The organism is Streptomyces sp. CBMA152 (assembly GCF_014596475.1).
Taxonomy (GTDB): Bacteria; Actinomycetota; Actinomycetes; order Streptomycetales; family Streptomycetaceae; genus Streptomyces.
The window spans coordinates 13,222-39,865 of record NZ_MECJ01000031.1; the positions used below are offsets into that span (position 1 = coordinate 13,222).

28 protein-coding genes and 1 pseudogene are annotated in these 26,644 nt (G+C 68.7%); 10 read left to right on the forward strand and 19 right to left on the reverse strand.

Annotation, left to right across the window (positions count from 1 at the left end; genetic code table 11):
* Positions 1-175 precede the first annotated feature (175 nt).
* Positions 176-829: pseudogene (locus BG418_RS31315) on the forward strand (transposase); the annotation flags it as partial.
* Positions 830-1,356: 527 nt separating this feature from the next.
* Here the strand turns inward: BG418_RS31315 and BG418_RS31320 are convergent.
* The 8 genes from BG418_RS31320 to BG418_RS31355 all read right to left on the reverse strand — a co-directional run bounded on the left by BG418_RS31320 (position 1,357) and on the right by BG418_RS31355 (position 7,161).
* A complete protein-coding gene (locus BG418_RS31320; RefSeq protein WP_188277429.1) occupies positions 1,357-2,085 on the reverse strand; it encodes a hypothetical protein in 729 nt (242 codons plus the stop codon).
* Complete coding sequence (locus BG418_RS31325) at positions 2,078-2,680, reverse strand: sigma-70 family RNA polymerase sigma factor (protein WP_317453818.1); 603 nt, start codon at positions 2,678-2,680, stop codon at positions 2,078-2,080. The genes BG418_RS31320 and BG418_RS31325 overlap by 8 nt, the downstream gene beginning before the upstream one ends.
* On the reverse strand, positions 2,673-2,870 hold the full coding sequence (locus BG418_RS31330; protein ID WP_188277430.1) for a hypothetical protein: 198 nt from the start codon (positions 2,868-2,870) through the stop codon (positions 2,673-2,675). The genes BG418_RS31325 and BG418_RS31330 overlap by 8 nt, the downstream gene beginning before the upstream one ends.
* Before the next feature lie 473 nt (positions 2,871-3,343).
* On the reverse strand, positions 3,344-3,835 hold the full coding sequence (locus BG418_RS31335; RefSeq protein WP_188277431.1) for a S26 family signal peptidase: 492 nt from the start codon (positions 3,833-3,835) through the stop codon (positions 3,344-3,346).
* 83 nt (positions 3,836-3,918) lie between these two features.
* Positions 3,919-4,110 (reverse strand): hypothetical protein, encoded by a 192-nt coding sequence (locus tag BG418_RS31340; RefSeq protein WP_188277432.1) that lies wholly within the window; start codon positions 4,108-4,110, stop codon positions 3,919-3,921.
* Between the two features lie 20 nt (positions 4,111-4,130).
* Positions 4,131-5,966 (reverse strand): ABC transporter ATP-binding protein, encoded by a 1,836-nt coding sequence (locus BG418_RS31345; RefSeq protein WP_223185731.1) that lies wholly within the window; start codon positions 5,964-5,966, stop codon positions 4,131-4,133.
* A 73-nt stretch (positions 5,967-6,039) separates the two neighbouring features.
* The gene (locus tag BG418_RS31350; RefSeq protein ID WP_188277434.1) at positions 6,040-6,582 is read right to left on the reverse strand and encodes a hypothetical protein; all 543 of its coding nucleotides are present in this window, start codon (positions 6,580-6,582) and stop codon (positions 6,040-6,042) included.
* Positions 6,583-6,594: 12 nt separating this feature from the next.
* Positions 6,595-7,161 carry a MauE/DoxX family redox-associated membrane protein gene (locus BG418_RS31355; RefSeq protein ID WP_188277435.1) on the reverse strand — a complete coding sequence of 189 codons (567 nt, stop codon included), beginning with the start codon at positions 7,159-7,161 and terminating at the stop codon, positions 6,595-6,597.
* A 1,310-nt stretch (positions 7,162-8,471) separates the two neighbouring features.
* On the opposite strand from BG418_RS31355, the gene BG418_RS31360 reads away from it, so the two are divergent.
* Positions 8,472-8,828, forward strand: coding sequence for a hypothetical protein (locus BG418_RS31360; RefSeq protein WP_188277436.1), 357 nt, complete (start codon positions 8,472-8,474; stop codon positions 8,826-8,828).
* Positions 8,829-9,198: 370 nt separating this feature from the next.
* Here the strand turns inward: BG418_RS31360 and BG418_RS31365 are convergent, their stop codons facing one another.
* Both BG418_RS31365 and BG418_RS31370 read right to left on the reverse strand, forming a co-directional pair.
* Entirely contained in the window at positions 9,199-9,558 is a 360-nt protein-coding gene (locus tag BG418_RS31365) for a nuclear transport factor 2 family protein (protein WP_188277437.1), read from the reverse strand.
* Positions 9,559-9,582: 24 nt separating this feature from the next.
* A complete protein-coding gene (locus tag BG418_RS31370) occupies positions 9,583-10,377 on the reverse strand; it encodes an SDR family oxidoreductase (protein WP_188277438.1) in 795 nt (264 codons plus the stop codon).
* Between the two features lie 113 nt (positions 10,378-10,490).
* Between BG418_RS31370 and BG418_RS31375 the strand changes: the two genes are divergently transcribed.
* On the forward strand, positions 10,491-10,985 hold the full coding sequence (locus tag BG418_RS31375; RefSeq protein ID WP_188277439.1) for a helix-turn-helix domain-containing protein: 495 nt from the start codon (positions 10,491-10,493) through the stop codon (positions 10,983-10,985).
* Positions 10,986-11,224: 239 nt separating this feature from the next.
* Entirely contained in the window at positions 11,225-11,674 is a 450-nt protein-coding gene (locus BG418_RS31380) for a hypothetical protein (protein ID WP_188277440.1), read from the forward strand.
* 390 nt (positions 11,675-12,064) lie between these two features.
* Here the strand turns inward: BG418_RS31380 and BG418_RS31385 are convergent, their stop codons facing one another.
* Positions 12,065-12,451 (reverse strand): peptidoglycan-binding protein, encoded by a 387-nt coding sequence (locus tag BG418_RS31385; protein WP_188277441.1) that lies wholly within the window; start codon positions 12,449-12,451, stop codon positions 12,065-12,067.
* Positions 12,452-13,033: 582 nt separating this feature from the next.
* On the opposite strand from BG418_RS31385, the gene BG418_RS31390 reads away from it, so the two are divergent.
* On the forward strand, positions 13,034-13,546 hold the full coding sequence (locus BG418_RS31390; RefSeq protein WP_188277442.1) for a PH domain-containing protein: 513 nt from the start codon (positions 13,034-13,036) through the stop codon (positions 13,544-13,546).
* 358 nt (positions 13,547-13,904) lie between these two features.
* Here the strand turns inward: BG418_RS31390 and BG418_RS31395 are convergent, their stop codons facing one another.
* Positions 13,905-14,870, reverse strand: a complete 966-nt coding sequence (locus tag BG418_RS31395; RefSeq protein WP_188277443.1) for an AraC family transcriptional regulator — start codon at positions 14,868-14,870, stop codon at positions 13,905-13,907.
* Between the two features lie 82 nt (positions 14,871-14,952).
* Between BG418_RS31395 and BG418_RS31400 the strand changes: the two genes are divergently transcribed.
* The gene (locus BG418_RS31400; protein WP_188277570.1) at positions 14,953-15,789 is read left to right on the forward strand and encodes an NAD(P)H-binding protein; all 837 of its coding nucleotides are present in this window, start codon (positions 14,953-14,955) and stop codon (positions 15,787-15,789) included.
* Positions 15,790-16,464: 675 nt separating this feature from the next.
* Here the strand turns inward: BG418_RS31400 and BG418_RS31405 are convergent.
* Both BG418_RS31405 and BG418_RS31410 read right to left on the reverse strand, forming a co-directional pair.
* A complete protein-coding gene (locus BG418_RS31405; protein WP_188277444.1) occupies positions 16,465-17,577 on the reverse strand; it encodes a serine hydrolase in 1,113 nt (370 codons plus the stop codon).
* A 265-nt stretch (positions 17,578-17,842) separates the two neighbouring features.
* Entirely contained in the window at positions 17,843-18,907 is a 1,065-nt protein-coding gene (locus tag BG418_RS31410) for a hypothetical protein (RefSeq protein ID WP_188277445.1), read from the reverse strand.
* Between the two features lie 74 nt (positions 18,908-18,981).
* Between BG418_RS31410 and BG418_RS31415 the strand changes: the two genes are divergently transcribed.
* Entirely contained in the window at positions 18,982-19,281 is a 300-nt protein-coding gene (locus BG418_RS31415) for a PadR family transcriptional regulator (protein ID WP_188277446.1), read from the forward strand.
* A complete protein-coding gene (locus BG418_RS31420) occupies positions 19,278-20,111 on the forward strand; it encodes a hypothetical protein (RefSeq protein WP_188277447.1) in 834 nt (277 codons plus the stop codon). Before BG418_RS31415 ends, BG418_RS31420 begins: the two co-directional genes overlap by 4 nt.
* Positions 20,112-20,509: 398 nt before the next feature.
* Here BG418_RS31420 and BG418_RS31425 read toward each other — a convergent pair whose 3' ends face one another.
* From BG418_RS31425 to BG418_RS31440, 4 genes are all read right to left on the reverse strand, one after another.
* Positions 20,510-20,983, reverse strand: a complete 474-nt coding sequence (locus BG418_RS31425; RefSeq protein ID WP_188277448.1) for an NUDIX domain-containing protein — start codon at positions 20,981-20,983, stop codon at positions 20,510-20,512.
* A gap of 116 nt (positions 20,984-21,099) precedes the next feature.
* Positions 21,100-22,158 carry a DNA glycosylase AlkZ-like family protein gene (locus tag BG418_RS31430; protein WP_188277449.1) on the reverse strand — a complete coding sequence of 353 codons (1,059 nt, stop codon included), beginning with the start codon at positions 22,156-22,158 and terminating at the stop codon, positions 21,100-21,102.
* A gap of 12 nt (positions 22,159-22,170) precedes the next feature.
* Positions 22,171-22,491: a hypothetical protein gene (locus tag BG418_RS31435; RefSeq protein ID WP_188277450.1), complete on the reverse strand. Its 321-nt coding sequence runs from the start codon at positions 22,489-22,491 to the stop codon at positions 22,171-22,173.
* 376 nt (positions 22,492-22,867) lie between these two features.
* Positions 22,868-23,494 (reverse strand): ATP-binding protein, encoded by a 627-nt coding sequence (locus tag BG418_RS31440; protein WP_188277451.1) that lies wholly within the window; start codon positions 23,492-23,494, stop codon positions 22,868-22,870.
* 337 nt (positions 23,495-23,831) lie between these two features.
* Here BG418_RS31440 and BG418_RS31445 point away from each other — a divergent pair, with 337 nt between their 5' ends.
* Together BG418_RS31445 and BG418_RS31450 are read left to right on the forward strand one after the other, a co-directional pair.
* Positions 23,832-24,293: a hypothetical protein gene (locus BG418_RS31445; protein ID WP_188277452.1), complete on the forward strand. Its 462-nt coding sequence runs from the start codon at positions 23,832-23,834 to the stop codon at positions 24,291-24,293.
* A gap of 278 nt (positions 24,294-24,571) precedes the next feature.
* Entirely contained in the window at positions 24,572-25,009 is a 438-nt protein-coding gene (locus BG418_RS31450) for a VOC family protein (protein ID WP_188277453.1), read from the forward strand.
* 49 nt (positions 25,010-25,058) lie between these two features.
* On the opposite strand, the gene BG418_RS31455 is transcribed toward BG418_RS31450, so the two are convergent.
* The gene (locus BG418_RS31455; protein ID WP_188277454.1) at positions 25,059-26,249 is read right to left on the reverse strand and encodes an IS110 family transposase; all 1,191 of its coding nucleotides are present in this window, start codon (positions 26,247-26,249) and stop codon (positions 25,059-25,061) included.
* Positions 26,250-26,644 lie beyond the last annotated feature (395 nt).

Genomic DNA, 26,644 nt, shown 5'->3' on the forward strand with positions numbered 1-26,644 from the left:
TCCACCGACTGAACGTCCTCGCCCATCGTCGCCCGCGCACCCCCTTTCGCCTGCAGGGGCTCTACCTCCAAAGCGTTGTCACCTCGTGCTGTGACCCGCACAGGTTCGCCGGGTTGGCGCTGGCGCGCACTCGGCCGGTTGGATGTCGCGAGACGTTCAGCTTGGGAGGGGCGCGATGGCAGAGCCGGTCAGGGTCCGCAGGCTCACGGACCAAGAAGGCCAGCAGTTGCAGAGGATCGTGCGTCGGGGCAGCACGAACACGGTGCGCTACCGGCGGGCGATGATGCTGATGGACTCGGTTGGCGGCAACCGGGTCCCGGGCATCGGTCAGCTGGTCCAGGCGGACGAGGACACCGTGCGGGATGTCATCCACCGGTTCAACGAGATTGGCCTGGCCTGCTTGGACCCTCGGCGGGGGGAGGGGGGGAGGCCGTCCCCGCCTTCTCAGCCCTGACGACGAGGACTTCGTCATCAAGACGGCCACCACCCGCCCGACCAAGCTCGGCCAGCCCTTCACCCGCTGGTCCATCCGCAAACTCCTCGTCTACCTGCGCACGGCGCACGGCCGGGTGATTCGAATCGGCCGCGAAGCCCTGCGCTGCCTGCTCGCCCGACGCGGCGTCACCTTCCAGCGAACCAAGACATGGAAGGAGTCCACCGACCTGGAGTACGACTCCGAACTCGACCGGATCGAGCACGTCCTGGACCGCTTCCCGGACCGGACGTTCGCGTTCGACGAGTTCGGGCCGCCCGGCATCCGTCCCACTGCCGGCAACTGCTGGGCCGAGCAGACCGGCTGCCGGCGACCGACAAGCGCACCCACGGCGTATCGACAATCTCTCCGCCCACAACGGCAAGAAGATCCTGCGCTGGGCGAAGAGAAAAGACTGCGCTGGGTCGGGCGGCCCCTGGCTGACGTGGCCTGAACGCGTTCCCTCGCGTGAGAGGGACTTCAGCGGTGCCGTCGCCCCGGGATCAGGGCGCTGAGCATCGCACAGATGATCGCAGCGAATAGCAGCCCGCCCCACGGCATCCCGTCGACCGGGCGATGCCGAATCACCCCATAGACGAAGGAGCCAAGCCCGCCACACACGAAGAAGAGCAGGAAGCCTCGAAGCGCGGACCACCATCTCGGGCGGTCTATATCTGAAGTCACGGGAGGCATTATCCACACGCGACGGTGTCCGACCACGGCCACAGGACTGATCACTCCGGCATGCCGGTGAACCAATGCGGTCATAGCACTAGCTTGAAATGTGCTGTGGCCCCAACCACTCCGCGGTCGGGGCCACACTCGCTGTTCTGCCGGTGGCGCGCGGGCCGGTGCCCGGTCGGGTGGGTACCGGCCGGTCCGGTTCAGCGGGCGCTGGTGAGGAGGTCTTCGAGTTGGTGGGCGAGGGCGGCGTTCGGCTGGGGGATACTGCCGAGTTCGTCGTCGCCTTCCACGTCCAGGTGCTGGACGGCGTCCTTGACGGCGTCGTCGGGGACGAAGGCGTCGTCGCCGGGGGCCTCGAAACGCATGGTGATGCCGGCTCCTGGGGCGCCGGGGGTGATGACGATGTGCCCGACGGGGGTGTACTGGCCGATTTCTCCGTCGAGGACGGCCAGTTGGGTTGCCCAGAAGTCGGCGTCGCGGAGCTCCCCGCGGCGCAGGTGCAGGAAGTACAGGCACAGCGCGCTGGTCGAGTTGCCGGCTCCGGCGGCGAACAGCCACCAGAACTGAGCACCTTCCTCCTGCCCGGCGAGATCGAGCAGACAGGCGAAGGCGAGGGCGCCGCCGGGGTCGCGGTCGGCGTGGAACTTGCCGAGGCGGCAGGCGGCTTCGGTGTCGGTGATGACGTTCTGCGACAGCTCCCACAGCCGGTGGGCGGCTTGCTCGTGCAAGGCGGTGGGTGTTCGGCGGCGTGCTCCGCGGCTATGGTCGGCCATCAGCAGGCCCATCCACGAGAGCTCGGTGAGGTCCCGCGCCAGGCGGGCGCGCGAGGCTTCCAGGTGGGCGGGTGTGTAGTCGCCCTCGAAGACCCGGATGCGGGCGAGGGCGTCATCGATACTGCGCGGCTGGGCGGGCATGGGTTCCTCACTCATCGTCGTCTTTCGTGTCGAAGCCGAGCTCCGCCGCGAGCCGCCGCTTGGCTTTGCAGCGCAGGGTGCGCACCGTCTCCGGAGTGATGCCCATGGTCAGCGCGGTGCGCTTGGTGGTGAAGCCGAGCGCGTAGTTGAGGACCATCACATCAAACTGCCTCTCAGGCAGGCGAGCCATGGCCGCGTAGAGACCGATGGTGTGCTCCAGTTCGTCGAGTTGGGCGTTGAAGCGAGCACGGAAGGTCTCTATGACGACGTCGGTTGCCGCCCGGACGGCCCGCTCGAACACCATCGTCTGGGGTCCGGCCGCGGGCCGGCCCTGCATCATCAGCTCGGTGGCGACGCGCTCCTTGTGCAGAGCCCAGGCGTAGGAGTGGAAGTCGGGCTGCTCGGTGCAGTGCTGCCAGTTGATCGCCAGGTAGAGGAAGGTGCCTTGGACGAGCTCGTTCGCGTCGCGGTCGTTGCCCAGCTGGATGCGGGCGTACTCGTAGTAGGGGCGGTGGAAGCCCGTGTGGAAGGCGCGGAACGGCAGTGGCATGGCGTTGATCAGTTCCGTTATCGCCCGCTCGCCCGGCTCCGGGGAAGAGCTCTCACTCACTGTCGGCTCCTTCGTCCCACACGGGGGCGTCATGGCGCACCGCAGGGCGGGGGTGCTGGCCGACAAGGGTTGAGGCTCCGATCCGGACGCCGGCGCTGAGCAGGCGCCGCAGCAGACACCGCGCATCCGGCGCGAACGCGCGCGCGGAGGCGGCTATGGCCAGCACGAGGCTGACAACGTCTGACTTCACGGTGGTTGTAGTCCTTTTCGTTCGCGTTCTGGTGCGGCACCAGCCCCCTGGGCATCCCCGCCCGGTGCCTGAGCGTCGTTGCTCTTGCGGAACAGCAAAGCGGGCAGGACCACCGAATCGTTGAGGTGAACGACAACAAATCTTCGACGCAAAGCTACTGGTCAGTCACAAGACGTTCGCTCGGGAGTTCACTCTCGCCCCAAATGAACGAGTCCGGCCCCGGTCTTGCGTTCAACATGTGCCGCCGACCTGTGCGTCGTGCCTTTAGGCACGCAATCAACTACCGTTTGCGCAAAGAGCGGTAGTGATTATTCCGGATCTGATGTGATGGACGTCACGTGTCGGAGTGGACCCCGACCGCCCCCGCGCGCCCGCTCCGCCAAGCCGGATGCGCGACGGCGTCCCGCCGTCGCGGAGCATCGCGAAGAGTACGTCGGCTCGGCGATGGGGTCATCGCCCAGCAGCCCGGCCACTCACCATGCCGATCGGGAGGGGTTGCGCACCGCGACGCCGACGAGCCAGTGGGCCGGGATGAAGCCGCAGTGCCGGGAGTCGTGGCTGTGGCCTCGGTTGTCGCCCAGAACCACCAGGCTTCGTGCTGGGACGCTCGCTGGGGTGTGTTCGCCCAGGATCTGGGCGAGTTCGTCCGGGACCGGATCCCCGGGCAGGGCTGCCACACGTTTGACCATCCAGTCCGACCCGGCCGGTCCGCCTCGCCGTCCGTCGGGCCCAACGGGTGAGTCGGGGCCGGGCAGGGCGACCACGACCACGTCACCGGTTCGCAGCCGCCGCAGCGGTATGCGGCGGACCAGGAGCCGGTCGCCGTAGCGCAGCGCCGGCTCCATGCTGATGCCGACGACGTCGACGGTGAGGTAGCGCAGACGTGCCCGTAGAGCGGCGACGCACACAGCCGCCGTCATTGCCGCTATCGGGATCTCCACCAGGCCTGCGGCCGCTGCCGGCATCACGTCTCCCTCCAGCATGTGCCGGGGTGCCCCCGGTGTGCGGCAGCAGTGGGCAGCCGCACACCGGGGGGGGTGTCGCTTCACTACAGGCAGCAGCCGAAGCAGTAGACCCGGCAGTCGCAATCCACATCGCAGCAGCCGTTGTACCAGCACCAATACTTGTACTGGTTCTGGTCGAAGCAGAAACACCTGCCGGACCACCAGGCCTCCCCCTTGGCCTTGGGCGCAAGCGTGCCCAGGAGCCGGTCGCTGACTGTGCCCATCGTTAGTGACATGTCCTCACCTCCTCTCTTCCTCATGTCAGGTGGATCGAAGAGCGCGGCCGCGCAGGGCGCGTCGCGTCCCCGTTCAAGGCATCGCCGGAGCGCAGGCCGGGCTCGGCGTAGCCTTTGGCTTGGAGTCTGAACAACCTTGCGTAGATGCCTTCGTCCGCCATCAGCGATACGTGGTCGCCCTGCTCGGCGATCTGGCCGTCGGCGAGCACCACGATCTGGTCGGCCGTGCGGAGCGTCCCGAGCCGGTGCGAGATCATGAGGGTGGTGCGGCCGTGGGACAGGTCGGCCAGCCGTTCCTGGATCTCGCGCTCGGCCGCGGCGTCCAGACTTGCGCTCGGCTCGTCGAGGATGAACACGTCGCGTTCGGCCCGCAGGAACGCCCGGGCCACGGCCAGGCGCTGCCACTGGCCACCGGACAGCACCACGCCCGTGGTCGAGTCGTCGTCGGCTCCGCTGAAGTAGGTACGGCTGAGCAGCGTGTCGTAGCCGTCGGGCAGGGCGGTGAGGGCGGCGTCGATGCCTGCGTCGCGCGCCGCGGTGCCCAGTCGCGTCCGCTCCGCACCCACGTCGGCCAGCACGATGTTCTCGGCGGCGGTCAGGTCGTAGCACATGAAGTCCTGGAACACCGTGCTGATACGCCGGCGCAGTTCGGCGGCCGGCAGGTTGCGGACGTTGACGCCGTCCCAGTAGATGGCCCCGCGAGTCGGGTCGTAGAGCCTGGTGACCAACTTGACCACGGTCGACTTGCCGCAACCGTTGCTCCCCACCAGCGCGGTGGTGCCTGCGGCCGGGATGAACAGGTTGAGTCCGCGCAGTACCCACGGGTGTTCGTCGCTGTAACGGAACCACACGTCACGCAGTTCGATGCCTTCCCTCAAGGGCGGCACGGAATGTGGCGTGACGGGTGCGGGAAGGTCGTCGTCGGCGTTGTGCACGGCCAGATAGTGCTTGAACAGCAGCAACTGCTGATGGAGCAGAGCCGCTTCGTTGACCATCGCGCTCAGTCCCGACTGGACTCCCGCCACCGTCGCGAGGAACAGTGACAAGTCGCCTACGGTCAGCGCTCCCCGGGCAGCCTGGTGGATCGCCCATACGAGCCCCGCACCGGCGACGGTAGCGCTGAACACCGCGAGGACGACCTGGATCAGCAGTTCTCGGCGGTCCAGGGCGCGCCGGGCGGAGTTCGCGGCCGTCCGCTCCGCCATCATCCGGCCGTGCAGAAACTTCCCCGAACCGAACAGCCGGGTCTCCGCGGCGGCTTGAACGCTGGTCAGCAGCCCGGCGTAGAACATCTCCCGGCGCTCGATCACGCCCACCCCCCAGATGGTGCGCGCCCGGCGGCGGCTGAGCGCCAGTTGCGCTGCCAGAGCCGGGAGGGCCGCGGCGACGACCACCGCCGCCATGACCGGGCTGAGCACGATCAGTGAGGCGAACAGTCCGGCAACGCTGATGGCGTATTGCGCCAGGGCGAAGGTGCCGTTGACGGCTTGGGCCGGGGTCCGTCCACCTGCTTGTTGCGCCAGTCGTAGGCGGTTCAGGAAAGCCGGCTCTTCGAAGCGGGAGAGGCCGCTGAAGCGCGCGACGGCCTGGTACAGCCGGTCCGTCGCGAGCAGTCCCACCCGTCGTTCGAGCTCAGCCGTGAGATACCCCGTCACGCGTGGCAGAGCCGCGCCCATGACGCCGGTGGCCGCCAGCCCCGCGGCAAGCCACGGCATCGCGGCATACCCCTTGCCCGGCTCGACCAGGTGGTCGAGGACCAGTTTCGTCAGCCAGGCAGCGACCACCGGGACGAAGCCGGCCGTACATCGTGCCAGGGCACACCCGACCGTCGCGGCCGGTGCCGCCTTCCTGGCCATCACCAGCGCGACACGAACGCCCCGCACCCGCCGCTGCGAGGCGCCGCCTGGAGACGAATGTCCCATCGCCGTGTCACACCGCGGACGGAAGCGGCAGGCGCGTCGCCCTGCTGCCGGACGCGAGCACCTTGCCGTGGCGGTCCACCAGGTAGACGGTGGGCAGCGCGCGGGCGGCCAGGGCCGCCATCACCGTGTCCGCGTCGGCCCCTTTGACGACAGCGGCGACGTCGAGCAGCTGGTCGACCATGCCTGCGCCCGCCTCGCCCTTGGCCAGTACGCGGGCAAGCGCACGTTCGCGGCCGCCGGACATGGCGCGCGCGTACGCGACGAACTCCGGCACCGCATCCACGCACGGCGGGCACTCGGGCGAGAAGACACCGATCAGGGTGGTGTCCTCAAGGCCGGCCCGCGACAGCACGGTGCCGTCCGTCGCGCTGACACTGAATTCGGCGATCTCGGTGCCGGGCTGCAACCGGCCGCTCTCCGGCGTCTCCTCGTCATGTCCTGGTCGCTGCGCGGACTGTTCACGCAACCTGCGGACCACACCGAGCGTGATGGTCAGGTTGAGCAGGCACAAGACGGTGAGCACGACCACCGCCGCGGTGAGTACGGGCATCCCTGGCACTCCTCATCGATCGAAATCGGGCTCGGCCCGACCCGCGCCGGACGGCGCGAGCATGACGTCCACAAGGTCGTCGAACCGTACGAACAACCCGGCGCCGACAGCTGCCACGACCAATGCGACAGCCAGTCCTGATACCGGCCGCGTCGCATCCCGGGCCGGTCCGGTGGCACCGATGACCGCGATCACCACCAACAGACCGTTGCGCACCACGTGACGCCACCCCAGCTCGGCGCCCGCGGCGCCGAAACAGGAGCAGCGTGCCTCGACATCCCGGCGCAACGCCCCGGCGATGGCGGCGCAGAACACCATCAGCAGCGCGGCAGCGAGCAGGCACCCGGCGGGAGCCGTCACCGGGGCCGGCAGGAGCACCGGCACGCAGAATTCCGCGGCCACGGTGAGCAGCGCGAGCGTGCGAAGTGCGCGTGGCGACCGCTGCCCCAGGTTCGAGGTGACAAGGGAAACGGACTGCTCGAACGCCGCGAAGGCGCTGCGCTTGCGCACCTTCGCCACCGCGGAGACAGCGAAGACGATGCCCACCAGGCATTGCGCGGTTACCGTCGCATACGTCATTGCGAGCCTCCCCTCGTGCGCACGACCCGTTCGTTCGTCCGAGGCGCACGCGGCGCAGTGTGTCGCCCCCGCTGGAAGCCCAGCTCGGCCGGCAGTGATCCCGCGACCGACGACTGCCGAAGACCTTAGAAGAAGCCGATCGGTGGCGTCGTCAACCCCCAGGTTTGGCCTAGGTCTTCGGGCTACCGTCGTCGTTGTAGGCCAACGGCGGTACCACATCGCCGGGTCTACTGCCGACGGTTGGCACACCCCTTTTCCGGCAGGTCCCGGCCGGCAAACGTATGGGATGTCCCCGATTCAATGTGCGCCCGCGTCCCAATGCTCTGGTCCCCGGCATGCGACAGCCTTCCCACTGTCTCGGGACTGCGCTGACCAACCCTCAGGATCTCTCCGAGTACGTACGTTTGAGCTGCACCAACGGCCGCGCAACAACAGGTTTTCGTGTCACAGATCACTGAAGAACAAGATGAGGCTCAACATGACGTCGGCGCTTCGCGGCGGAACGGCCCACCACCTGCACGCTGTCCATCGACCGGGACCTCAACGTGGCCCGCAACATCGAACAGCACGCCGTTGTCGCAGCGCACCAAGCGGTCGCCCCTGGTAGAGGCTCGGCGCGGGCGGCACCGCATCGGGGGTGGTCGCAGCCCAGTGGGCGCCGGTGGCGGCGAGTGTGCCCAGCGATGCGATGACGAGGCCGCGTCGGTCCACAGGCCCTCCTGGATCCTCCAGTCAAGGAAGCCGCCCAGGACTCGGGCCCGCTGAGCGCCCAGGAAAGAACGCTGACCCACTCTTGTGGGTGATTGTGTCGAATGTCGCCCTATTGGAGGGTTTCCCCAAGCGCACTCATCGTGCGTCCCGAGGAGCATCCAGGGGGTGTCGTGGCCGACGTGTCACTGTGGAGCCCGCGAATCTCACGTTCGGTAGCCGTCACCGGATCAGCGTTGTTTGCCGTGGTGTTGAGTACGTCCACCGCCAGTCCCTCCGCGCTCGTCGGCTGCACGCTCAGCTGGATGGCCGGCGGCGTCGAGTGGGTGGATCCCGGTATGACCGCCGGTTCTTGCCGTGCCACCTCGCATGACGGGGCCGACTGGGTGAGCTCCGATCCCCTCAGCGCAGCGTGGAGCTTCTACCCCTCGGACAACTGCACGGGTGACCCCGTAGCCCTCGGCAACGGATTCAGAAGATTCTCGCCTCCCGGGGAGCCGCTCCACTTCGGGTCCGTGAGGATGGATGTCTGCCCGTAGCCGTCCTCCCCGCTGCTCCCGAACCCTCAGCACGGTCCGGTACATCGCTCTTCGGAGGTAATCGTGTCGTCCATCTCCCGGAAGATCGTGCGGCTTGCCACGGCAGGCGGTTCGCTCGCACTGGCCCTCACGGTCGGCACCTCGACCGCCATGCCTGCCCCGTTGGCCACCTGCACCCTGCGGGTCCAGTCGCGCGGCGCCTCCAGTTTCAGGGACGGGCTGTCCAGCGGAAGCTGCGTCGCCCCTTCGATCCATACCGACGTCAACAACGTCGCCGCCGGGAACCGGACAGGCCAGGCGGAGTTCACCATCCTCGACGGAGCGGGCTGTTCAGGGAACGTGATCGGACACGGCGTGGGCGAGGCGGACTACCTTCCGCACATCGACTTCACGACGATCCGGATCGACAATTGCCCCTGACCCCAGACCGGCGATACGGAGCCAGGCTTCGACGAGGAGGCGGCAAGAAGCGCAACACCGGTGCATGCGGGCCCTGGCCCAAGGCTGGGTAGTTGACGGATTTCCGCTGGTGGCAGGGGTGTTGGCGCCCATTTGGTGGCTGTGCAGAGGCCAGGGCCGATCTTGTTGATGAGGCCGTTGGCGGCCCAGCGGTTGAGCTGCCGGTACATGGTCTTCATGGTGATATCGCCGAAGCGGGCCGCGATGTCGCGGGGCCGCCACGGGCGGTTGGGGTCTTAGAGCTGGTAACAGAATGGTCAGGGCGTTGCGGCAAGTCGCTCTTACGGATGTTGAGTGCAGTGATGCTGGCTGGGGCATGCGTGGGTGCAGGTCAGGGTTCGATGACGAGGTTCTCGATGAGACCGCCGTCGAGGGTGAAGCGATAGTGCAGGTCCACCACCCCGCCAGGGAAGTTGCCCTCGAGGTGGTGTGTGGCGACGTAGTGGTCGGTGTCGACCTTCTGTGCGCTGGTGAGTTCGATCGTGTACGTGTACTCGCTGGAGGAACGGTTCAGCCAGGTCTCGATCGCGGGGGCTCCGCGGTGGGTCTTGCCCTCATCGGTCACGGTGGCGTCCGAATGGAAGGCGCTGAGTGCAGCGGCGGTGTCATGGTCGCGGTGGGCAGCCAGGTAGCGGGTGATCACCTCGGGCAGTGCGTCGGGGGCGATGTCCTGGGGCTGGTCGGTGTGCATGGCAATTCCTGACGGTGGTGGGGTTCACACGGTGGGGATGGTGCCGCCGTCGATGACGTGTTCGGCGCCGACGATGGCGGAGGCACGGTCGGAGGCGAGGAAGGCGACGAGCTCCGCGACTTCTTCGGGGCGGTTGGGACGGCCCAGCGGGATACCGCCGAGGGAGCCCATGAGCTGCTTCAGCGCAGCTTCGTGGGTGGTTCCGGCGTTCTTGGCGATCCGGGCGACGAGGTCGTCGGCGGCGGCGGTCTGAACGAAGCCGGGGGCGACCGTGTTGACGCGGACCCCGTGCGGGGCGACCTCGTTGGCCAGGCCCTTGCTGTAGGTGGTCAGCGCGGCCTTGGCGGCGGCGTAGGCGAGGGTGCCGTTCCACAGCGGCATGCGGCGCTGGATCGAGGAGACGTGAATGATGACGCCTTTGCCGGCTTCGATCATGCCGGGCAGCAGGCCGCGGTCCAGACGGACGGCAGCGAGGAGATTGATGTTCAGCTCCCTGGCCCAGTCGTCCTCGCTGAGGACCGCGTATCCGCCCGAGGGTGCCTCGGAGCCGCCCAGGTTGTTGACCAGGATGTCGACGCCGCCCAGACGGCGGAGGGCTTCCTGGACCACTGTGGCGGCCCCTTCGGGGCTGGCCAGGTCGGTGGTGATCATGTCCGAGGCCGCGACACCGTTCGATCGGCTCCGCGCGGTCACCAGTACGGTGGCGCCGGCCTGGGCCAGCCGTCGGGCGACGGCGGCACCGACCCCCTTCGTGCCACCGGTGACCAGCGTGCGCCGGCCCTTCAGGGATTCGTTGACCGGGCTTGCGGGGGTGATCATGTCGCATTCCGTTCCCGGGTGCGGGCAGGCGCGGGCACCGCACCCCTTTGTTACTGCTAAAATAGAAGCTAGTAACTTCGATTTTAGCAGTAACTCTCTGGGGGTGGTCAACCTTGGCAAGCCGTATCAGGGCAGAAGACCTCGAATGCCCGCTGTCGACGACCGTGCAGCACGTTGGCGAATGGTGGACGCTGCTGATCCTCCACGACGCCTTCGACGGCTACACCCGCTTCGACCAGTTCCAGGAGAACCTCGGCATCTCCACCAGCATGCTCACCGCACGCCTGAAAACCCTCGTGAGCGACGGCCTCCTGGAGCGCCGCCCGTACCAGGCCAACCCGGTACGCCACGAATACGTCCTCACCGACCTGGGCCGATCCCTGCGCCCGGTGATCGTCACCCTTGCAGCTTGGGGCAACTCCCGCCTCGCCCCCGAGCAGCGCAGCATGATCCTGGTTGATGCAGACAGCGGTGAAGAGGTCGAACCCGTGGTCGTCGACGCCAAGACCGGCCTCCGCCTCGACGACAGCAACGCATATGTGTTCACCGCCGGCCCCGCCGCCAGCAACGCCATGCGCGCCCGCTATACCCGAACCACGGCGACCTGAGCCTGATGATGCAATCACCACTTGCCGTCCGTCTCACCTACAGGCGACGAGCCGTGCCCTCGGCGCCTGCAGATCCGTTGCCGGGGTGTGAGCGCCCTGCCTGGGGCCAAGGAGTAACGACGTGCTGTGCCTCAAGTGTGTGTGATGTTCTGCCTGGTGTCGGGGTAGGCAGGCGGTGCCTGCCCCCTGCACCGTAGGCGTATGACTCAATCCGAGATTCCGGCCCGGACCTGGGAGAAATGCCATTTACTGGCCGCGCGGATATATGGCGCTGCCAGTGCAACCCGGGTGAGTCAGCGGACCGCGCCCGCCGCCGTGCGATCTGGGATCTCGACACGGCTGATACCGGTTCCCTCGTCACCACACTGATAGCGCTGGCACTGCACAGCGCCACCCTGGACGCCGCCCATCAGCACACCGGCACCGCTGCACAGAACCCCGATACCGTTCTGGCCACGGTCGCCGAGCACCTGAAGGCACGGCCCCGCCACGAGTTCTTCGCCGGCACCCCGAACCTGAACTCCCAGAGCCCGGCGGCCAAAACCGTCGCCGCACTCCGCCTGCTCGCCTACACCGCGGCGCGGCCCGCCCCTCCCACGCTCGAACGCCTCGCGGTGGACGCCCGGTCCACCGTCCTGGCCGCCGCAGCACATTCCCCGCGACCTGATCCCACAGCCGACTCCATGTGAGGCAGCTGGACTTGGGCACCGCCGCGGGCACATGCGGTGGCTGGGCTCACCAGCCTGTGAAGGTGCCCTGCTCGGGGGCGTCGATGGTCAGGGCCCCAGCGTGAGAAGTCGTTCTGTGGGCGGTATCTTTCGCGGCCGTGGTTCTGGCTGCAGCGGGTGGTGTGCGCGAAGGGCATGAAGATCCTGGCGCCGTTGTGGAAGTCGACGCTGACGCCCGGGTGCGGGGTGGGCGCGTGCGGAAGCAGGGCCTCATCCCGGAGCAGGGGACGTACACGATCCCGGCCGTGCAGCCGGGCGGCGGGCGTACACCGGCCGCCCGGCCCCGTTGAGCAAGCCGCGCTTGAGGGTGGGGCAGGTACGGCCACCCCCGAAGATCGGACCGGGGTCAGCTCACCAGTTGTGGTAGGCCGCGACGCGCAGGAGCGGCCAGGTCTGCGGGCCTACGTAGCCGTCGGCGGGTATCCCGTAGCTGGCCTGGAAGTTCTGCACTGCGTCGTGGGTGTGCTGTCCGTAGATTCCGTCTACGGCGAGGCCGTAGTGCAGCCTGTTGAGCAGGCACTGTGCCTCGATCGCGGGTGTGCTCCAGTCCCCGTAGGTCGGGACGTAGCTGTTTCCGCTGTAGTAGCCGGCGTACTCGTATTCCTTGGGGATGTCGTAGCTGTAGTGGCAGGTGTAGGTGGTTGCGGCTGAGGCGTTGGTTGCGGTGGCCAGGCTGCCGGTTCCGACGAGGAACGCCGCGGTGGTGGCCAGGGCGGCAGTCCGCCGTGGGATGCGCATGGTGTGCCTCCAGTTGGACGACCAGTGGTGACTGACCACTGTCGGCCCGGTCGGCACGGCAACGCATCACGCAGAGGTTTGAGATTAGGTAAACCTGTGCGGTACACGCCTCTGCTTGGTGAGGCTTGTACGAAACGCCGCGCAGTCGCGCGCTCACCCCGTCCGTTTCAGGAAGCGGACTACCTGACCGCTGGCTTCAGCGAGCGGGTGACGCTGGGGCGTGGGACGGACCGGTCCGCCGGGACTGGCCTCCTCCGTTCGCGATGTGACGGGAGGGAAGGCGGGTCCGTACGGTGGCGGCATGGCAATGACCGACCGTCACTGCGCCTCTCGGCGGCGGCCGTTGCCGCTCCGTGGGACGCGCACCGCGGAGCGTCGTGGGCTGGCTGGAGGACTGAGCGGTTACGCCGAAGTCGAGTGCTGATCTTTTCCTGCGTTGGGCACTCGGTCAGGCCGAACCCTGAGGCCAAGCGTCCGCTGGGCCGGGCCCGCTGAGCAGCACCGATACCCCGAGGTGGGTCGCCGTATCGCAAGTCACCCCAAATGTAGGGTGGAAATGTGAAAACGATCGAGTTTCGTGCTGTGCCCCGTCGATGGTTCTGGCTGGCCGCCGCCGTCTTTCTTCTCACCGGTGTGGTCTTCCCGTGTGTCATCACCTTCGGCATGGGCTGGGACGAGTTCGGTCGGCGCTTCCAGGAGTCGCCGCGCGGGAGGGGCCTGGGCTTCTGGTCCACTGGCCTCTTTACGATCGCGACCCTCTCCCTCATCGGGTGCTACTTCTTCGCCGGGCGCACGTACGTCGAGGCCGACGGCATACGTATCAGGACGCCGCTACGGCGGCGGTTCATCCCCTGGGAAAAGGTCAAGTACATCGACATGGACAAGGGGATCGACGAAGTCATGGGCCGCAAAGCCGGCCCCTTCTACCGGATTCGGCTGGACCTGGTGGACGGCACGAGTGTCTGCCTGCCCGCACCGACGAGCAGTGAGTTCGACTCCGCCATGGAGGCAGCCAAGAGCGCGATCATCCGCCGCCGGAAGGCCTGGACCGACGAGGCCTCCAGCGAGGTGCCGGAGCCAACGGTCAAACCCTGAACGGTTGTGACGAAGCGCGCCGTTGCCCCTCGTGGTTCGGCCCGGCCGAGAGGTCGAACTCCGAGAAGAATCGGCACGCGACCTCGCCGCAACCGCTTGGTACTCCAGTGCGACTTCGTGATCTATCCGGTTGAGGGGCTGGTGAGTCGTCGCCAGTTGCGGCTGCGGCGATCTCCGGCCTGGTGGTATCTGCGCCAGTTCGACCAGTTCAGCAGCCTGCGCAGGGACGTGATCGGCGGGGTCGGCACGGCACAGAGCAGGTGCCGGACCGCCAAGACGTTCAGGTCGACGGGGTTGGTGCTGCAGGCGTGCCCGTTGGGGTGTGCTGTCCTGGTAGGTGTCGCGCCGGCTCATGCGATCATCCGTCCTGAACTGATTCATCGTCCCGGCCGCGCTTCCGCCGCCAGTCCGACGGGCTCACCCCGCACGCCCGTTTGAACGCCACACTGAACGCGAACGCATCTGTGTACCCCACCTCGCGCGCCACCGCGGCAACGGTCTCCTCCGTGTCGCGCAGCAGGTCCGCCGCCAGCGCCATCCGCCAGCCGGTGAGGTAGGTGAGCGGTGGCTCGCCGACCACGCCGGTGAAGCGCGCGGCGAAGGCGGCCCGGGATTGGCCGACCCGCGCGGCCAGTTCGGCGACCGTCCACCGGTGTGCCGGGTCCTCGTGCAGCAGGCGCAGAGCGTCGCCGACGGCCGGGGTGGACAGCGCCCCGTACCAAGAGGGGAGTTCGGCCTGCGGCCGGGCGCACCAGGCGCGCAGCGCCAGCACCAGTACGAGGTCCAGCAGCCGGTTGAGGATGGCATCCTGACCGGGCTCCTCGTGGGCCACCTCGGCGGCTAGTAGGTCCAGCGCCGCGCGGGTGCGCGGCCCGGTGGGCACGACGGCCAGTGGCGGAAGTATGTCCAGCAGGCGCTCGCCCACGTCCCCGCGGAGTTCGTAGGCACCCCGGAGCAGGGTCGTGGCGCCGGGCAGTCCGTCGCCGTACGTGCGGGGCGCCAGGTTCTGCCGGGCTGCCGTTGCGCTGTCGATGACGTGCTTCCTTCCACTGCGGATCACCACCTGCGGCGGGGTTTCCGGGGCGTCGGCGATCGTGTACCGGTTGGTGCCGCTGATGAGGGCGATGTCCCCGGCGGCCAACCGCACCGGCGTGGCCTGTGGGTCGTCGTCGAGCCGGACTGACGCGTGGCCACCAAGGGTGGCCACGACCGTGAGCGGAGGGGCGTCGGCGAAGGTCATCGACCACGGTGGCCGCTGGATCAGTTGCCGGATCTGTGCGTTCCTGGCGCGGGCCCGGTGCAGCAGATCGCTCAGGACGTCCATGCCGGCCACGCTAGACGATTGCAAAGGGATGAGCGACGGTCTCCCATGGATCGTCTGCCTCCACCGGGGTTGTCTGGAGGGCATGAAGAACATCCTCATCCTCGGCGGCACCGGCACGACCGGCCGCCGCATCGCCCGCCGCCTGACGGCCGAGGGTCGTACGGTCCGTACGGCGTCCCGCACTCGCGGCGACGTCCACTTCGACCTGGACGATCCGGCGACCTGGGCACCCGCCATCGATGGCGCCGCCGCCGTCTACCTCATGGAGCCCAACCTGCAGCCCGGCGCGGACCGGCAAGCGCGCATCCCCCGCCTGGTGGCCGACGCGGTCGCCGCGGGCGCGCAGCGGCTGGTACTGCTCTCCGCCCACGGCGTCGGCCAGGCCGACGACAGCCACCCGCTCAAGGCAGCCGAACAGGCCGTCCGCGACTGCGGCGTCGACTGGACCATCCTGCAACCCGACTGGTTCGCACAGAACTTCAGCGAGTCCTTCTGGCTGCCGGGCGTCCTGGCCGGAACCCTCGAACTGCCCACCGGTGACGGGCGCACGCCGTTCGTCGACGCCGAGGACATCGCCGAGGTCGCCGCCGCAGCGCTGACCGAGGACCGCCACAGCGGACAGACCTACCAGCTGACCGGCCCACGGGCGATCGGCTTCAGTGAGGCGGCTGACCTGATCGCCGCCGCCACTGGGCGGACGGTACGTCACCTTGACATCGACCCCGACGTCTTTGTGGACCGCATGGTCGCCGAAGGCGTGCCCGCCGACGTCGCTCGACTACTCACCGGCCTGCTCGTGGACATCCGCGACGGCCGGGGCGCGGACGTCTCCGACGGCGTGGAGCGGGCGCTCGGCAGGCCGCCCAGGTCGTTCGAGGACTTCGCCGCCGAGGCCGCCGCCGCAGGGCGCTGGAGCTGACCTGACGGGCCACCGGTCAGTGCTGCGGTCTGACTTCGCGATCTTGCGTCGGACCCGCGTGAGAGCGGGAACGGCCACCGCGTGATCATCGGGGGTTGTGTCGACCCCGGAAGTTCGTGCGGTGGCCGCGGGCCAGAGCATAGAGACTGCCTGCTGGCGGGCGATGTTCGAACAGGCCATGGCCCGGATCGCGGGTCGGTTCAAGCGGGTGGAGCCGCGTGCCACGGCCCGCGCCTTCGTGCTTGGACTGCTGTCCGGCGTCGAGCGGAAGAACTGCCGGCGGGCTCGCTGAACAGGCCGGCCACGCCCGCCCAGGGCCGATGCAGCGCCTGCTGCGAAGCGCCTTTGTCCAGCGGTATGAGGAGCTCCGCCGTGATCGGCCAGCCGGTTTTCGGCTCAGCCGCGAAGAGTACGGCCGGGGCTTCCACTCCTGAGCGGACTCTCCGGGGCGATCGCGGGATTTCAGGCCGAGTTGGGGTCCGCGGCAGCTGGTGCGGGCTGGGTGGGGGTGAACAGGCCGGGTTCGGGTTCGGCGAGGACGCCGCGGGTATCCAGGCGGCGCGGGCCACGCCGCACTTGACACCACAAGGTCCGCAACACCCGCGTGCATGCCTGGCCCGCGCTCAAGCCGTCCGCACTCACGAGCAACGGTCGTGGGTGCGGACGGTATTGCGGCTATTCGCAGAGAGCTGAGTCGACCGCGTCGAACACCTTCAGCGACGACGACGCCGCATTGGTCACGGCCGTCGCGTGGCGGCCGTCGGCGGTGACCATGGTCAGCGAGGCGTACCCCCGCACCGCACCGCTGATTCCCCAGGCGGTGCCACCACAGGACAGGGCGCGGCTGGTCAGGCCGAGGCCGAAGTCCAAGCCCGGCCCGGCGTGGAAGGTGGTCTGCATCTCGGCCAGGCTCGCGGCGGAGACGACCTTGCCGCCAATGAGCGCCTGGTAGAAGGCGGTCAGGTCCTGCTGCGTGGAGATCATTGCTCCCGCGCCGCTGTACTGGGACGGTTCGAAGTTCGCGGTGGCATCGGTCCAGAAGAAGAACGGGCCGACCCGGCCACCATCGTATCCGTGCACGTAGGGGGTGGTCAGGGAGTGGTCGCCCGCGAGGGGGTAGGTGGTCCGGGTCAGGCCGAGCGGCTCGATGATCCGGTTGGTGACCGCCTTGCTCAGCGGCATGCCGGTGACCCGTTCGACGAGCATGCTGAGGATCTGGTAGTTGGTGTTCGAGTAGTGGAACGCGGCCCCGGGCGTGGAGGCGGAGGGCAGGCGGAGGCCGTCGCGCACCACCTCGGCCAGCGCGTAGGTCCCGTCCGGGTTGGCCTTCGCTTGCGGATTCCCGTTGGTGGGGATGCCGCTGGTGTGCTGGAGGAGCTGCCGGATGGTGATGGCGTTGCCGTCGTGTCCGTTACCGGCGACGACGCCCGGCAAGTACTGCTCGATCGGCGCTCCGAGGGAGACCTTGCCCTCGTCAACCAGCTGCATGACCACGGACGCGGTGAACGCCTTGGTCTGACTGCCGATGCGGAAGCGGTCGGCGGGCTGGATGGGCAGGGTGGCGTTGGTGGTGCCGGTGCCGACGGAGAGGCTCCACGTGCCGTTGCCGTTACCGGCGTAGAGGCCCGCTCCCGGACCGCCTTCCGCCTGAAAGGCGCTGAGGACCGCCTTGGTGGCGGCATGGTCTCCGGCCGGTGCGGCCTGCGCCGAGGCCGGCAGCGCGAGCACGGTTGCGATCAACGCACCGACCACGGCAGCCGGACGTCGTCCATAGGTGTTCGACCTCATCAGAACTCCCTCAATGTTCATACGAATGAGCAGGATGAGCGGATCCTTTGATCTTTACGGGTCTTACGCGAGACCTTCACCGGCCAACAAATCCAGCCACCCCTCACCTTGTCCTGGGGCTGGTCTTACTCGGCAAGACCGTCCGGGCCCGGATCCCGCTCGGCTCGTGACCCGTGATGGATACTCCTGCTGCCGCGGACCTCACGGGCCACGTGGGCGTTGACACCTCGCGCACGATGACCGAGCCCCCCTACGGTGCTCAGGGTCAGTCGGAGCCGAGTGCGACGGCGACCACGAAGGTGAGCACACCCGTGACAGCGGCGCCGGCGAAGACCAGTTCGGCGAGAGCTGGAACGGTGTCCGTTCGGCCGATTAGCGGACGCAGTGGTGCCCGCAGTGCTCCGGTGAGCGGGATGGCGAGAGCCGCCGCCGTGACCGCGTGGCGTGCAGCCCGCAGGGACCCGCGACGGCGGCCGTTCGCGCGCGGTACGGCGATCGACAGCGTCGCGTTGCAGAGCATCGCGAAGGCGAAGAACCCGCCCGCGTGGACCGACGCGGCGGTGAGCCAGAGCAGCGGGTCGGTCCAGCCTTCGCCGACGGCCTCCGCGGCGGCCAGCAGCGCGCCGCCGAGCCCGGCCGCCGCCTCGGCGAGGCCCAGGACGTGCCGGCGGGTGAACCGCACGGCGCAGGCGAAGCGCCGGTGTGTCACAGCCCGGTCCACTGCTCGCGTCAACGGCGCCGGGAGGTGCACGGCCAAGCCCCGGACCACTGGCTCCAGATCGTCGAGCCAGTCACCCGCCGCCGCACTCTCCCCGCGCCCGCGCGGGCCCGGGGAGAGGAGCCGACGAGCGCGCAGGACGCGCGCGCTTGCCACAGCGGCGGCCGCCGTGGGGAGCACCAGGGATGCGACGAGCCAGGGCGTCATGCCGCTCCATCGGCCTCGGTCGGCGCGCAGTGCCACGGCCGTCCAGTCGGTGAGCGTGGTGGTGGCGATCAGCGCGGCGCACAGGCCCCAGGTGCGCAGGAGCTGACTGATCCGGAAGCGCGGCTGCGGCTCGTCCCGTCGCAGCAGGACGGACCGGGCGGCGGCGAGCGCCGCCAGGGCCGGGACCAGGAACAGGGTGAACGAGACCACAGCGTCGTACGGGTCGTTCTGCCACGGGCTGCCCGCGCGCACCGCTTGAACGTGGGAGGTGACCTCGGCGAAGGCGGTGAAGACCGCGGCTGCGGCCAGGCCGTCCCGCGCGGCTCGGCAGACCGCGGCCCGGGCGGGGTGGCCGACGGGAAGCGTCGCGTCGGCGGCTGGCGTCGCGTCGGGACGGTTGGCCATGACGGAATAGTACACACCGCGTACTACGCAGTGCGTAGTAATCTGAGTCCAGTCAACGAAGGGAGACGGTCGGCATGCAGGCCAACGACGCCCAGACGCTGGTGCTCTGTGCCCTGGCCGACGGGCCGCTGCACGGCTATGCCGTGAACGCGGCCATCGAGCGGCTGGTCGGGGAGCGCCTCGGGCCCGGCAGCCTCTACGGTGCGCTCACCCGGCTGGAGGCCAAGGGGCTCGTCGAGCCGGTCGAGGAGTCGGGGCGGCAGCGCCCCGTGCAACTGACCGCCGAGGGGCGGGCGGTGCTCGAACGGGAGCTGCGGTCCATGGCCAAGGTGGCCGCCGCCGGGCTGCGCAGCCTGGGAGTGAGCCCCGCATGAGCGTCGCCGACCGCCTGGTGCGGCTCTACCCGGCCGCCTTCCGCGACCGCTGGGGCGAGGCCATGGTCGAGGAGGTGCGGGCGGCCGGTTGGCGCGGCTGGTACGACGCGCTGCGCGGCGCCGCCGACCTGTGGCTGCACCCGGTGCTCTGGCATGTCGACCCCAGGCCCGTCGAGGCTGGGCCGGCCGAGTCCGGGCCCGCTGAAGTTCGCTCCGTCGGCGCGCGCGACAGGCGCCTCGGCCGTGCCGCGACGCTCGGCGTCGCGGTCGCGCTGTTCACCGCGCTGCTCGGCCACGCGATGGGGGAGCAGGGCGCCCCCCTCGCCGACGCGCCGGGCGGGCCCTGGCCGGCGCGCGTCTGTGCCGTCCTGCTGCTGCTCGGTCTCGCGCTCGCCGCGCCGCGCCCGAAGCTCTCGGCGGGCGCGCTGCGCGTCCTGGTGGATCGTGCCGTCCGTCGTCTCGGCGTCCCGATGCTGCTCGGGGCGGGTGTGGTGGCGCTCGCGCGGGTCCACACGGGGCGAGCCGGGCTGTGGGAGCACCTGGCGGCCGACTCTTGGTGGCTCGCCCTGGCTGCGGCCGCGGTCCAGGCCTGTCGCGCGGTCTCGGACGTGGGCGGCGCCGTGCTCGTCCCGCCGTCCGCTGCGAGCCTGCGCCTCGGCCTGTGGAGTCTGACCGCGGGCAGCCTGCTGGCCGGGGCCGTGGCGCTCGCCGTCTGCCTCGGCCGTCCCGACCCCGACCCGATCGCCGTGGCGGCGGGCGGCTGCCTCGTCCTGCCGGCCGGCGCCTTGGCCGTGACCCTGCATGATCTGCGCGTGGTCTCCGGGAACTGACGTCGAGTACGCGAGCTCGCCCGCGTTCCTCCACCACCCGACCCGCAGGTGCGCGAAGACGCCCGGCTTACAGCAGCCAAGATCACCGCGTCGGAAAGCCCCACAACTCTTGTCTATTGCTCAGCTTCGCGGCGGTCCGCGCCGGTGGGCCGGCCTCGTTCGGCGGCGTGGCCTCGGCGCGGCCAGCAGGCATTCGCCGATCCGCGCCACGGTGTGGCCTACGGTCACAGCCAATGACGCTGGCACGGTGTGCGCTCACTGTGAGCGCGGGGAAAGATCGTCAAGGTCCCGGGGGAGCGCAGGGCAAACCTGAGCGTGCCCCCCCACACTGTGGTGGACGGTTTCGTTTCCCCTTGGTCCGAGGGTGGCGAGGGTTGGCTCACACGTGGTGTGGACGGTCAGGGGGTGGGGTCGGGGTCCCAGCCGAATTTGGAGCGCATGCGGCCTTCGGCGATGTGGCCGAGGGCCGCGGCGTGGTAGGGGACGGTGTGGTGGGGGATGGCGGTCAGGGGGAACCAGTCGAGGCCGCCGCATTTTGCGGGTTCGGCGTTGTAGGGCTCGCCCTGCCAGGTGCGGGCGCGGTAGAAGACGCCGAGGCGGGGTTCTTCGCCGGGGGCGCGGTGGTCGATGAAGTGGGCGAAGTCGAGCTGGTTGTCGTCGACGCGTACGCCGATTTCTTCCCAGCCTTCGCGGACGCTGCCGGTGTCGGTGGGCTCGTCGTGTTCGAGATGGCCGGAGGGGACCTGCCACAGGCCGGCGGCGTATCCGCCCTTGCGGAGCGTGAGGAGCACGTGGTCGTCGCGGATGAGGACGAGGTGGACGTCGCAGATGCGGCGGTGGCGGGTGGGCTGGGAAATAAGTGGTGCGGTCACGGTGATCGGGCTTCTGTCGTGGGGCTGTTGAGGGCACCGATTATGGCGGTGCCTGGCGGTGCCTGGCGGTGCCTGGCGGCGGTGGGGCGATGTTTCACCGATCGGGTGAACCGGGCTCAGCAGGGCTCGCCGCGCAGGAATGCCTGGGTCCGGTCGAGCTGCAGGCGGATGAGGCGACTCACGTGCCGAGGCGCTCTGGCGAAGAGCTCGTGCTGCACGGTGCGGGTTTTCTTGTCCCAGGCCCAGGTGCCGGCGATGCGGCCCGCCACGGTGATGGTGGCGCGTACTTCCCCGATGGGGTTGAAGGCCCGTGTCGTGTGAGCGGGATCGTGGTAGCGGGATCGGGTGGTGAAGTAGCCCTTGAACGAGGGGTCTTCGAAGGCGAGGAGTCGCACGTGGTCGTCTGGCAGGGGCTGGCTGGTGCGCAGCTGGTCGATGTCACACGTCAGCGCCATCTGCTCGCCCTTGAGGCCGTGGACGTGTAGGAGGGTGATCTCGGGGCGCAGGGCGGCGAGCGCGAGGGAGACCTGGGTGCGGGGCAGGCCAGACCACCACAGCAGGTCACCTTCGGCGGCGGGGCCGTAGGCGCGCAGGTAGCGGCGGACCAGGCGGATGGTCGCGGCGTGCGGGTCGTCGCTGGCCAGGGACAGGCCAGGGTGGGCGTGGTTGAGGAGGGCGAACTGGCGCGCCTCGCGGTGTAGTGAAGTAGCCGTGTTGCGGCAGGCGATGTGGCCCGATTCCCACGCCCACTTGATACCCAGAGGGATCTCCTCGACCCCTGTGGCGGGATGCTGTTTGCCGATGCGTTCTTGGAGATCGCGGTAGGAGAGCGGTCCGTCGTGGAGTTCGGTGATGCTGGATTCGGCCCATCGTGCCAGCTCGGGCACGCTGAGATGGTGGCGGCGGGCGGCGGCAGCGGTGGCTCCGAGGTGCAGCCGCAGGGTGGCGGCGTGGGCATCGCAGGCCTGGTCGAGCGGCCACAGGTGCAGGGTCCGGCGCATGCAGCGCACCTTGACCAGGCCGCCGCCGGGGGAGAGAGCGTCGCGGAGCTGGCCGGGGCGGAAGCCGGGCAGGCGGGTGCCTGCTGATCCCGGGCGGCTGTGTCTGGTGCATCGGAAAGTCCAGCCCGTTTTGGCCCGCGAGGAGTACGACGCGGTTGAGGAATGGGCGGTCACGGTCGTCGCCGCTCAGTTTCCCGGCCGAACCACGGGCGGTGAGATCGGCATGATGACGTTGTACCGGCTGTGCCGGGACAACCCGTCGAACTGCGCACTGCCTACCGCCGCAGAAGGCGACGACCACTGGCTGGCCGAGCTCTCCCGGTCCTTGCTCGACTGGGACGGCATCCCCCGGGCGAGGTTCGCGGACATGGTCTCGTCCACCGATGGCGACGTACTGGCCGTGCACAACGTCTGCCTGGCGGCCGAGTGGCATGGAACCGGAGTCGAGGCCGCATTGCTGGCGGAAGCGATCTGGGCCTTGGCCGACGGCTGCTGCGCGGTGGTCACGGACTCGTACACCAACGAGCGCCCAGATTACCCGCCGACGGCCGACGCCCGGTGGTTGCCCGTGCCCTCCACACTCCTCGACGGCGTGTGGCACTGCCTTGGCTTCCGCCTGCTTTCCTCCCGCACCGTTCCATCACCAAGGTCCACCGCCCACAGGCTCTCGACGCTCGCTGGCGGCCAGCCGTCCTCGTCTTTCCATCCGGAAGCTGACCTTCACGTGGTCATCACTGATGCGCGTCACTGCACCATCATCCACACCACTCTGTCCGCGCCGACCCACCGCCATCGCGGGAAACGATCAGCACTTGCAGGGTGGATCGTTGCCCGACGGCACAGGGTTCGCTCTGCACGCGGTGGTGGCTGCGGGAGGAGTGGTTCAGGCAGCGCGGCGGTCGTCGATTGTGACGGAGAGCTGTGGCCATGCCTCGGCAAGTCGCGCGAGCTCGTCCGCCGTCACGTCGTGAAACCTACGCAGGGGTTCGTTCGGGAAGAAGTGGACGAGGGTCCCGGTCGTGCGGTCGTCGGTGATGGGTTGCAGGTCGGTGGTGGGGATGCCGTGTTCGTATCGCTGGGTCCAGGATCCGTTGCGGCGGCGGTTGGTGTGGACGAGCCAGGTGCTGAGCGCGGCGACGGTGGAGATACCGCGGCGGGGGTGTTTGTCGGGCAGCAGTGGCGTGTCGGAGTGGTCGAAGAAGCGGAGGTCCTTCGTCGCCATGACCGGCTTCTTCACGACGTGGCCGTGTTCGTCGCGGCGTGTGTCGGTGCCCCGTCCGTCGTCGGCGACGGCCACGGAGCCATCGGAGTGGAGCGTGATGAGGCAGTGCCCGCCGCCGGTGCATTCGGCCTCGTCGGCCGCGTAGGCGACGACTTCCAGGATCAGGTGCCGGAGGCCGCCGGGGGCGAAGACGGCAGGAATCCGGCGGATGTGCTCCAGGTGGTCGCGGTCGACGGCGCTCGCCCAGTCGTGTGTCGTATTGCGCCAGGCAGCTCTTGGTGCGTCCATCCGACAACTGTGCGGGCGGCGATTACGGGTGCGCCTTGGGGGATCCATCCGCATGGGGGGCGTGACCATCTCTGGCTTGGCCGGCCCGCAGTCCTGTCCTCGGATCACACCATGGCCATCAAGATCGATCTCAGGGCCGGCCGTGGCGGCGGACAAGATCAGAGCCTTACCCATCAGGTACTTCCTCCGCTGCTGTCTCGCCTGTCGCATCTGAGCACGCGGTGATCGTCAGGTTGCGGCCGGGGGCGATCCCGCAAGATCACGTAACGGGCTGCCCCCGACTCATCGCGGCAGCCCGTTACTTCGGTTCCATGCGCACGTGTGGAACGATGATCTTATGGCGCAGAGAGATTCACAGGAGCCGCTTGACTCGGCGGCGGCACTGCAGGTGATAGGTCGGGCCCTGGTGGAGGCGGTCCCCGCGGGATGGTGCCGGATCCGGTGCGAGTTCCGCGGCACGATCCAGATCGACGGGGCCGGGCTGCAAGCGATCTTCGATGACGGATCGTCCACCAACTACCGCGTTCCGGGCATCGTCTGGGAGGAGTTCAACGAGTTGCGCGCCGCGCACTACCAGCCGGGCAAGGGCACGTGGTTCACCGCCCGCTATGTCGTCGAACGCTCGGGGGACTACACGATCGAGTTCGATTACGACAACGAGCCCGCTTTTGTCCCTCAGTTGACCCCGGGTGCCTACCTGCTCGATTTCGAGTACTACCCCCGCGATGCCGCGAACACCCCAGAGTGGTTGCGGGAGATGCTCCAGGAGGCGCGGGCCTCAAAGACGAGCCACCCCTGAGCCTCCCGGACCGACCGGGGCCGTCGGTGTGTGTCAGCGGACACTCCGATGACTTCGGCTTTCCCCATCGCGCGGAGTGCGGCAGACAGCGGTGTGCGCCGACTCAGTTTGTTCCTTGGAAGGGAGTTGGCGCAGCCGCTGCTGGACCCTGCGCGGTCGCGCCGGCACGTCATCGATTCCTAATGCCGTTCGTCAAGCCACAGGGCACGCGCGAAGTAGCGGGCCGGGGATTGTCAGAGGTGCCCGGTATGGTGCGTCCATCAGACTGGGGAGGGCTCATGGCGACCAAGTGGAGCTTGACGATCGACTGCGCGTACCCGGGCAAGCTGGCCAAGTTCTGGGCGCTGGCATTGGGCTATGTGGAGAAGCCCGCGCCCGCAGGGTTCGGGAGCTGGGAGGAGTGGATCGCGCACCATGGCGTTCCGGAGGACGAGTGGGATGACGGGGCGTATCTCTCGGATCCGGACGGCGTAGGCCCCACCTTGTCCTTCTTGAAGGTGCCGGAGCCGAAGTTGATGAAGAACCGGTTGCACCTTGACGTGCAAGTAGGTGGCGGCCGTGAAACACCGTGGGAGATCCGCTGGCCGCGTGTGGTCGAGGCGGTCGAGCGGTTGACCGTGGCGGGTGCGACTGTGGTCCGCGAGGACGAGCTGCAGGGCAGGCCGGATCACGTGGTGATGGCAGACCCTGAAGGTAACGAGTTCTGCCTGGTCTGACTGAATGCGCCAGATCGACCGTCCGACGCGGAACGTGTCGCGTCGGTTCCTACGCGGCAGCCCTTGCCGGCGGAGCTGGCTCGTAGCACCGGCCGTCCCGTAGGAGGGCCAAGAGGACGTTGACGCGGCGGCGGGCGAGGGCGAGGACGGCCTGGGTGTGGCGCTTGCCCTCAGCTCGTTTGCGGTCGTAGAACCTGCGCGACTCCTCGCACTTGCGGATGCTGAACAACGCCGAGGTGTAGAAGACGCGTTGGAGGCGGCGGCTGTATCGCTGCGGGCGCTTCAGATTCCCGCTGATCTTCCCGGAGTCGCGGGGCACCGGAGCGGCGCCGCCGAAGCCGGCGAGGCGGTCGGCGGTGCCGAAGACCGCCATGTCGCCACCGGTGGCGGCGAGGAACTCGGCGCCGAGGATGACACCTAGGCCGGGCATGCTGGTGATCACGTCGAAGTCGCGGTGCTCACGGAACCGGGCCTCGATCGCCTTGTCGAGCTCGGCGACCTGCTGGTTGAGGCCCAGCACCTCCTTCGCCAGCGTGTGCACCAGCTCGGCGGATAGCGTCTCCCCGGGCAGCCTGGTGTGCTGCCGTTCGGAAGCCTGGACCGCTGCCTCAGCGAGCCGGTCCGAGTGGACAACGTGGCGGTTTCGCAGCCAGGTCTCCAGCCGTTTGGCACCGATCCGGCGGATGTCGGCGGGGGTTCGGTAGCCCGTCAGCAAGGTCAGCGGGCCTGCCTTGGTCAGATCCAGTGCCCGTTCCAGGCCGGGAAAGACCCCCGTGAGCTGGGCCCGGAGGCGGTTGATGGTGCGGGTACGGTCGGCGACCAGATTCATGCGACGGCCGGTGAGGATCTTCAGGTCGATGACGGTGTCGTCGCCGGTGCGTAAGGGGTGCAGGTCGCGGCGGACGCGGACTTGGTCGGCGATGACGGCGGCGTCCTTGGCGTCGGTCTTGCCTTCGCCGCGGTAGCTCTCGGAGGCGCGGTGAATGGCCCGGCCGGAGATGTAGTGCACCGTCTGGTCGTGGTTGAAGAGGACCGTGATGGCGAGGGCGGCTCCGCCGTCGGCCAGGTCGATGCCCCAGGACGCCTCGTCGCCCAAGGCCAGGACATCGGTGAGGAGTTCGAGGAGTTCGGGTTCGTCGTTGGCGACGCGTCGGGACAGCAGCCGGTGGCCGCTCTCGTCGATCGCGACGCAGTGGTGATGGGTCTTGCCTGCGTCGATGCCGGCCCAGATCGCCGCCATATGGTGCCTCCGTGCGGTGTGCGGCTGGTTCCTCCCACGGACGACCTCGCTGTCGATTCCCTACGTGGCGATCATTCGCAATTCCTAATTGGCAGCCGAGTCGTCGTGGGGCGCCGGGCGGCCAATCGATGGAAGTCTCAAGCGGCAGAAGTTTGAAAGCCACACCCGGCGCCCCTGGGTGGGTGAACCATACGAAGGGCTCACCGCCTCCTGCAGGACAACGCAGGGACAAGTTTGAAGGGGAGGTATGGAGGCAACTCGCCCAAGTGGCCAGGCGCATAGACGCCGCCAGCCACGGTGACCGTACGGGTCAGCACGCCGATCGCAGACCGGCTGGACACAGGACCTCCCGGAACAGGAAGACCTTGGCCGGTCTGCCTGGCCTACCAGGGGTC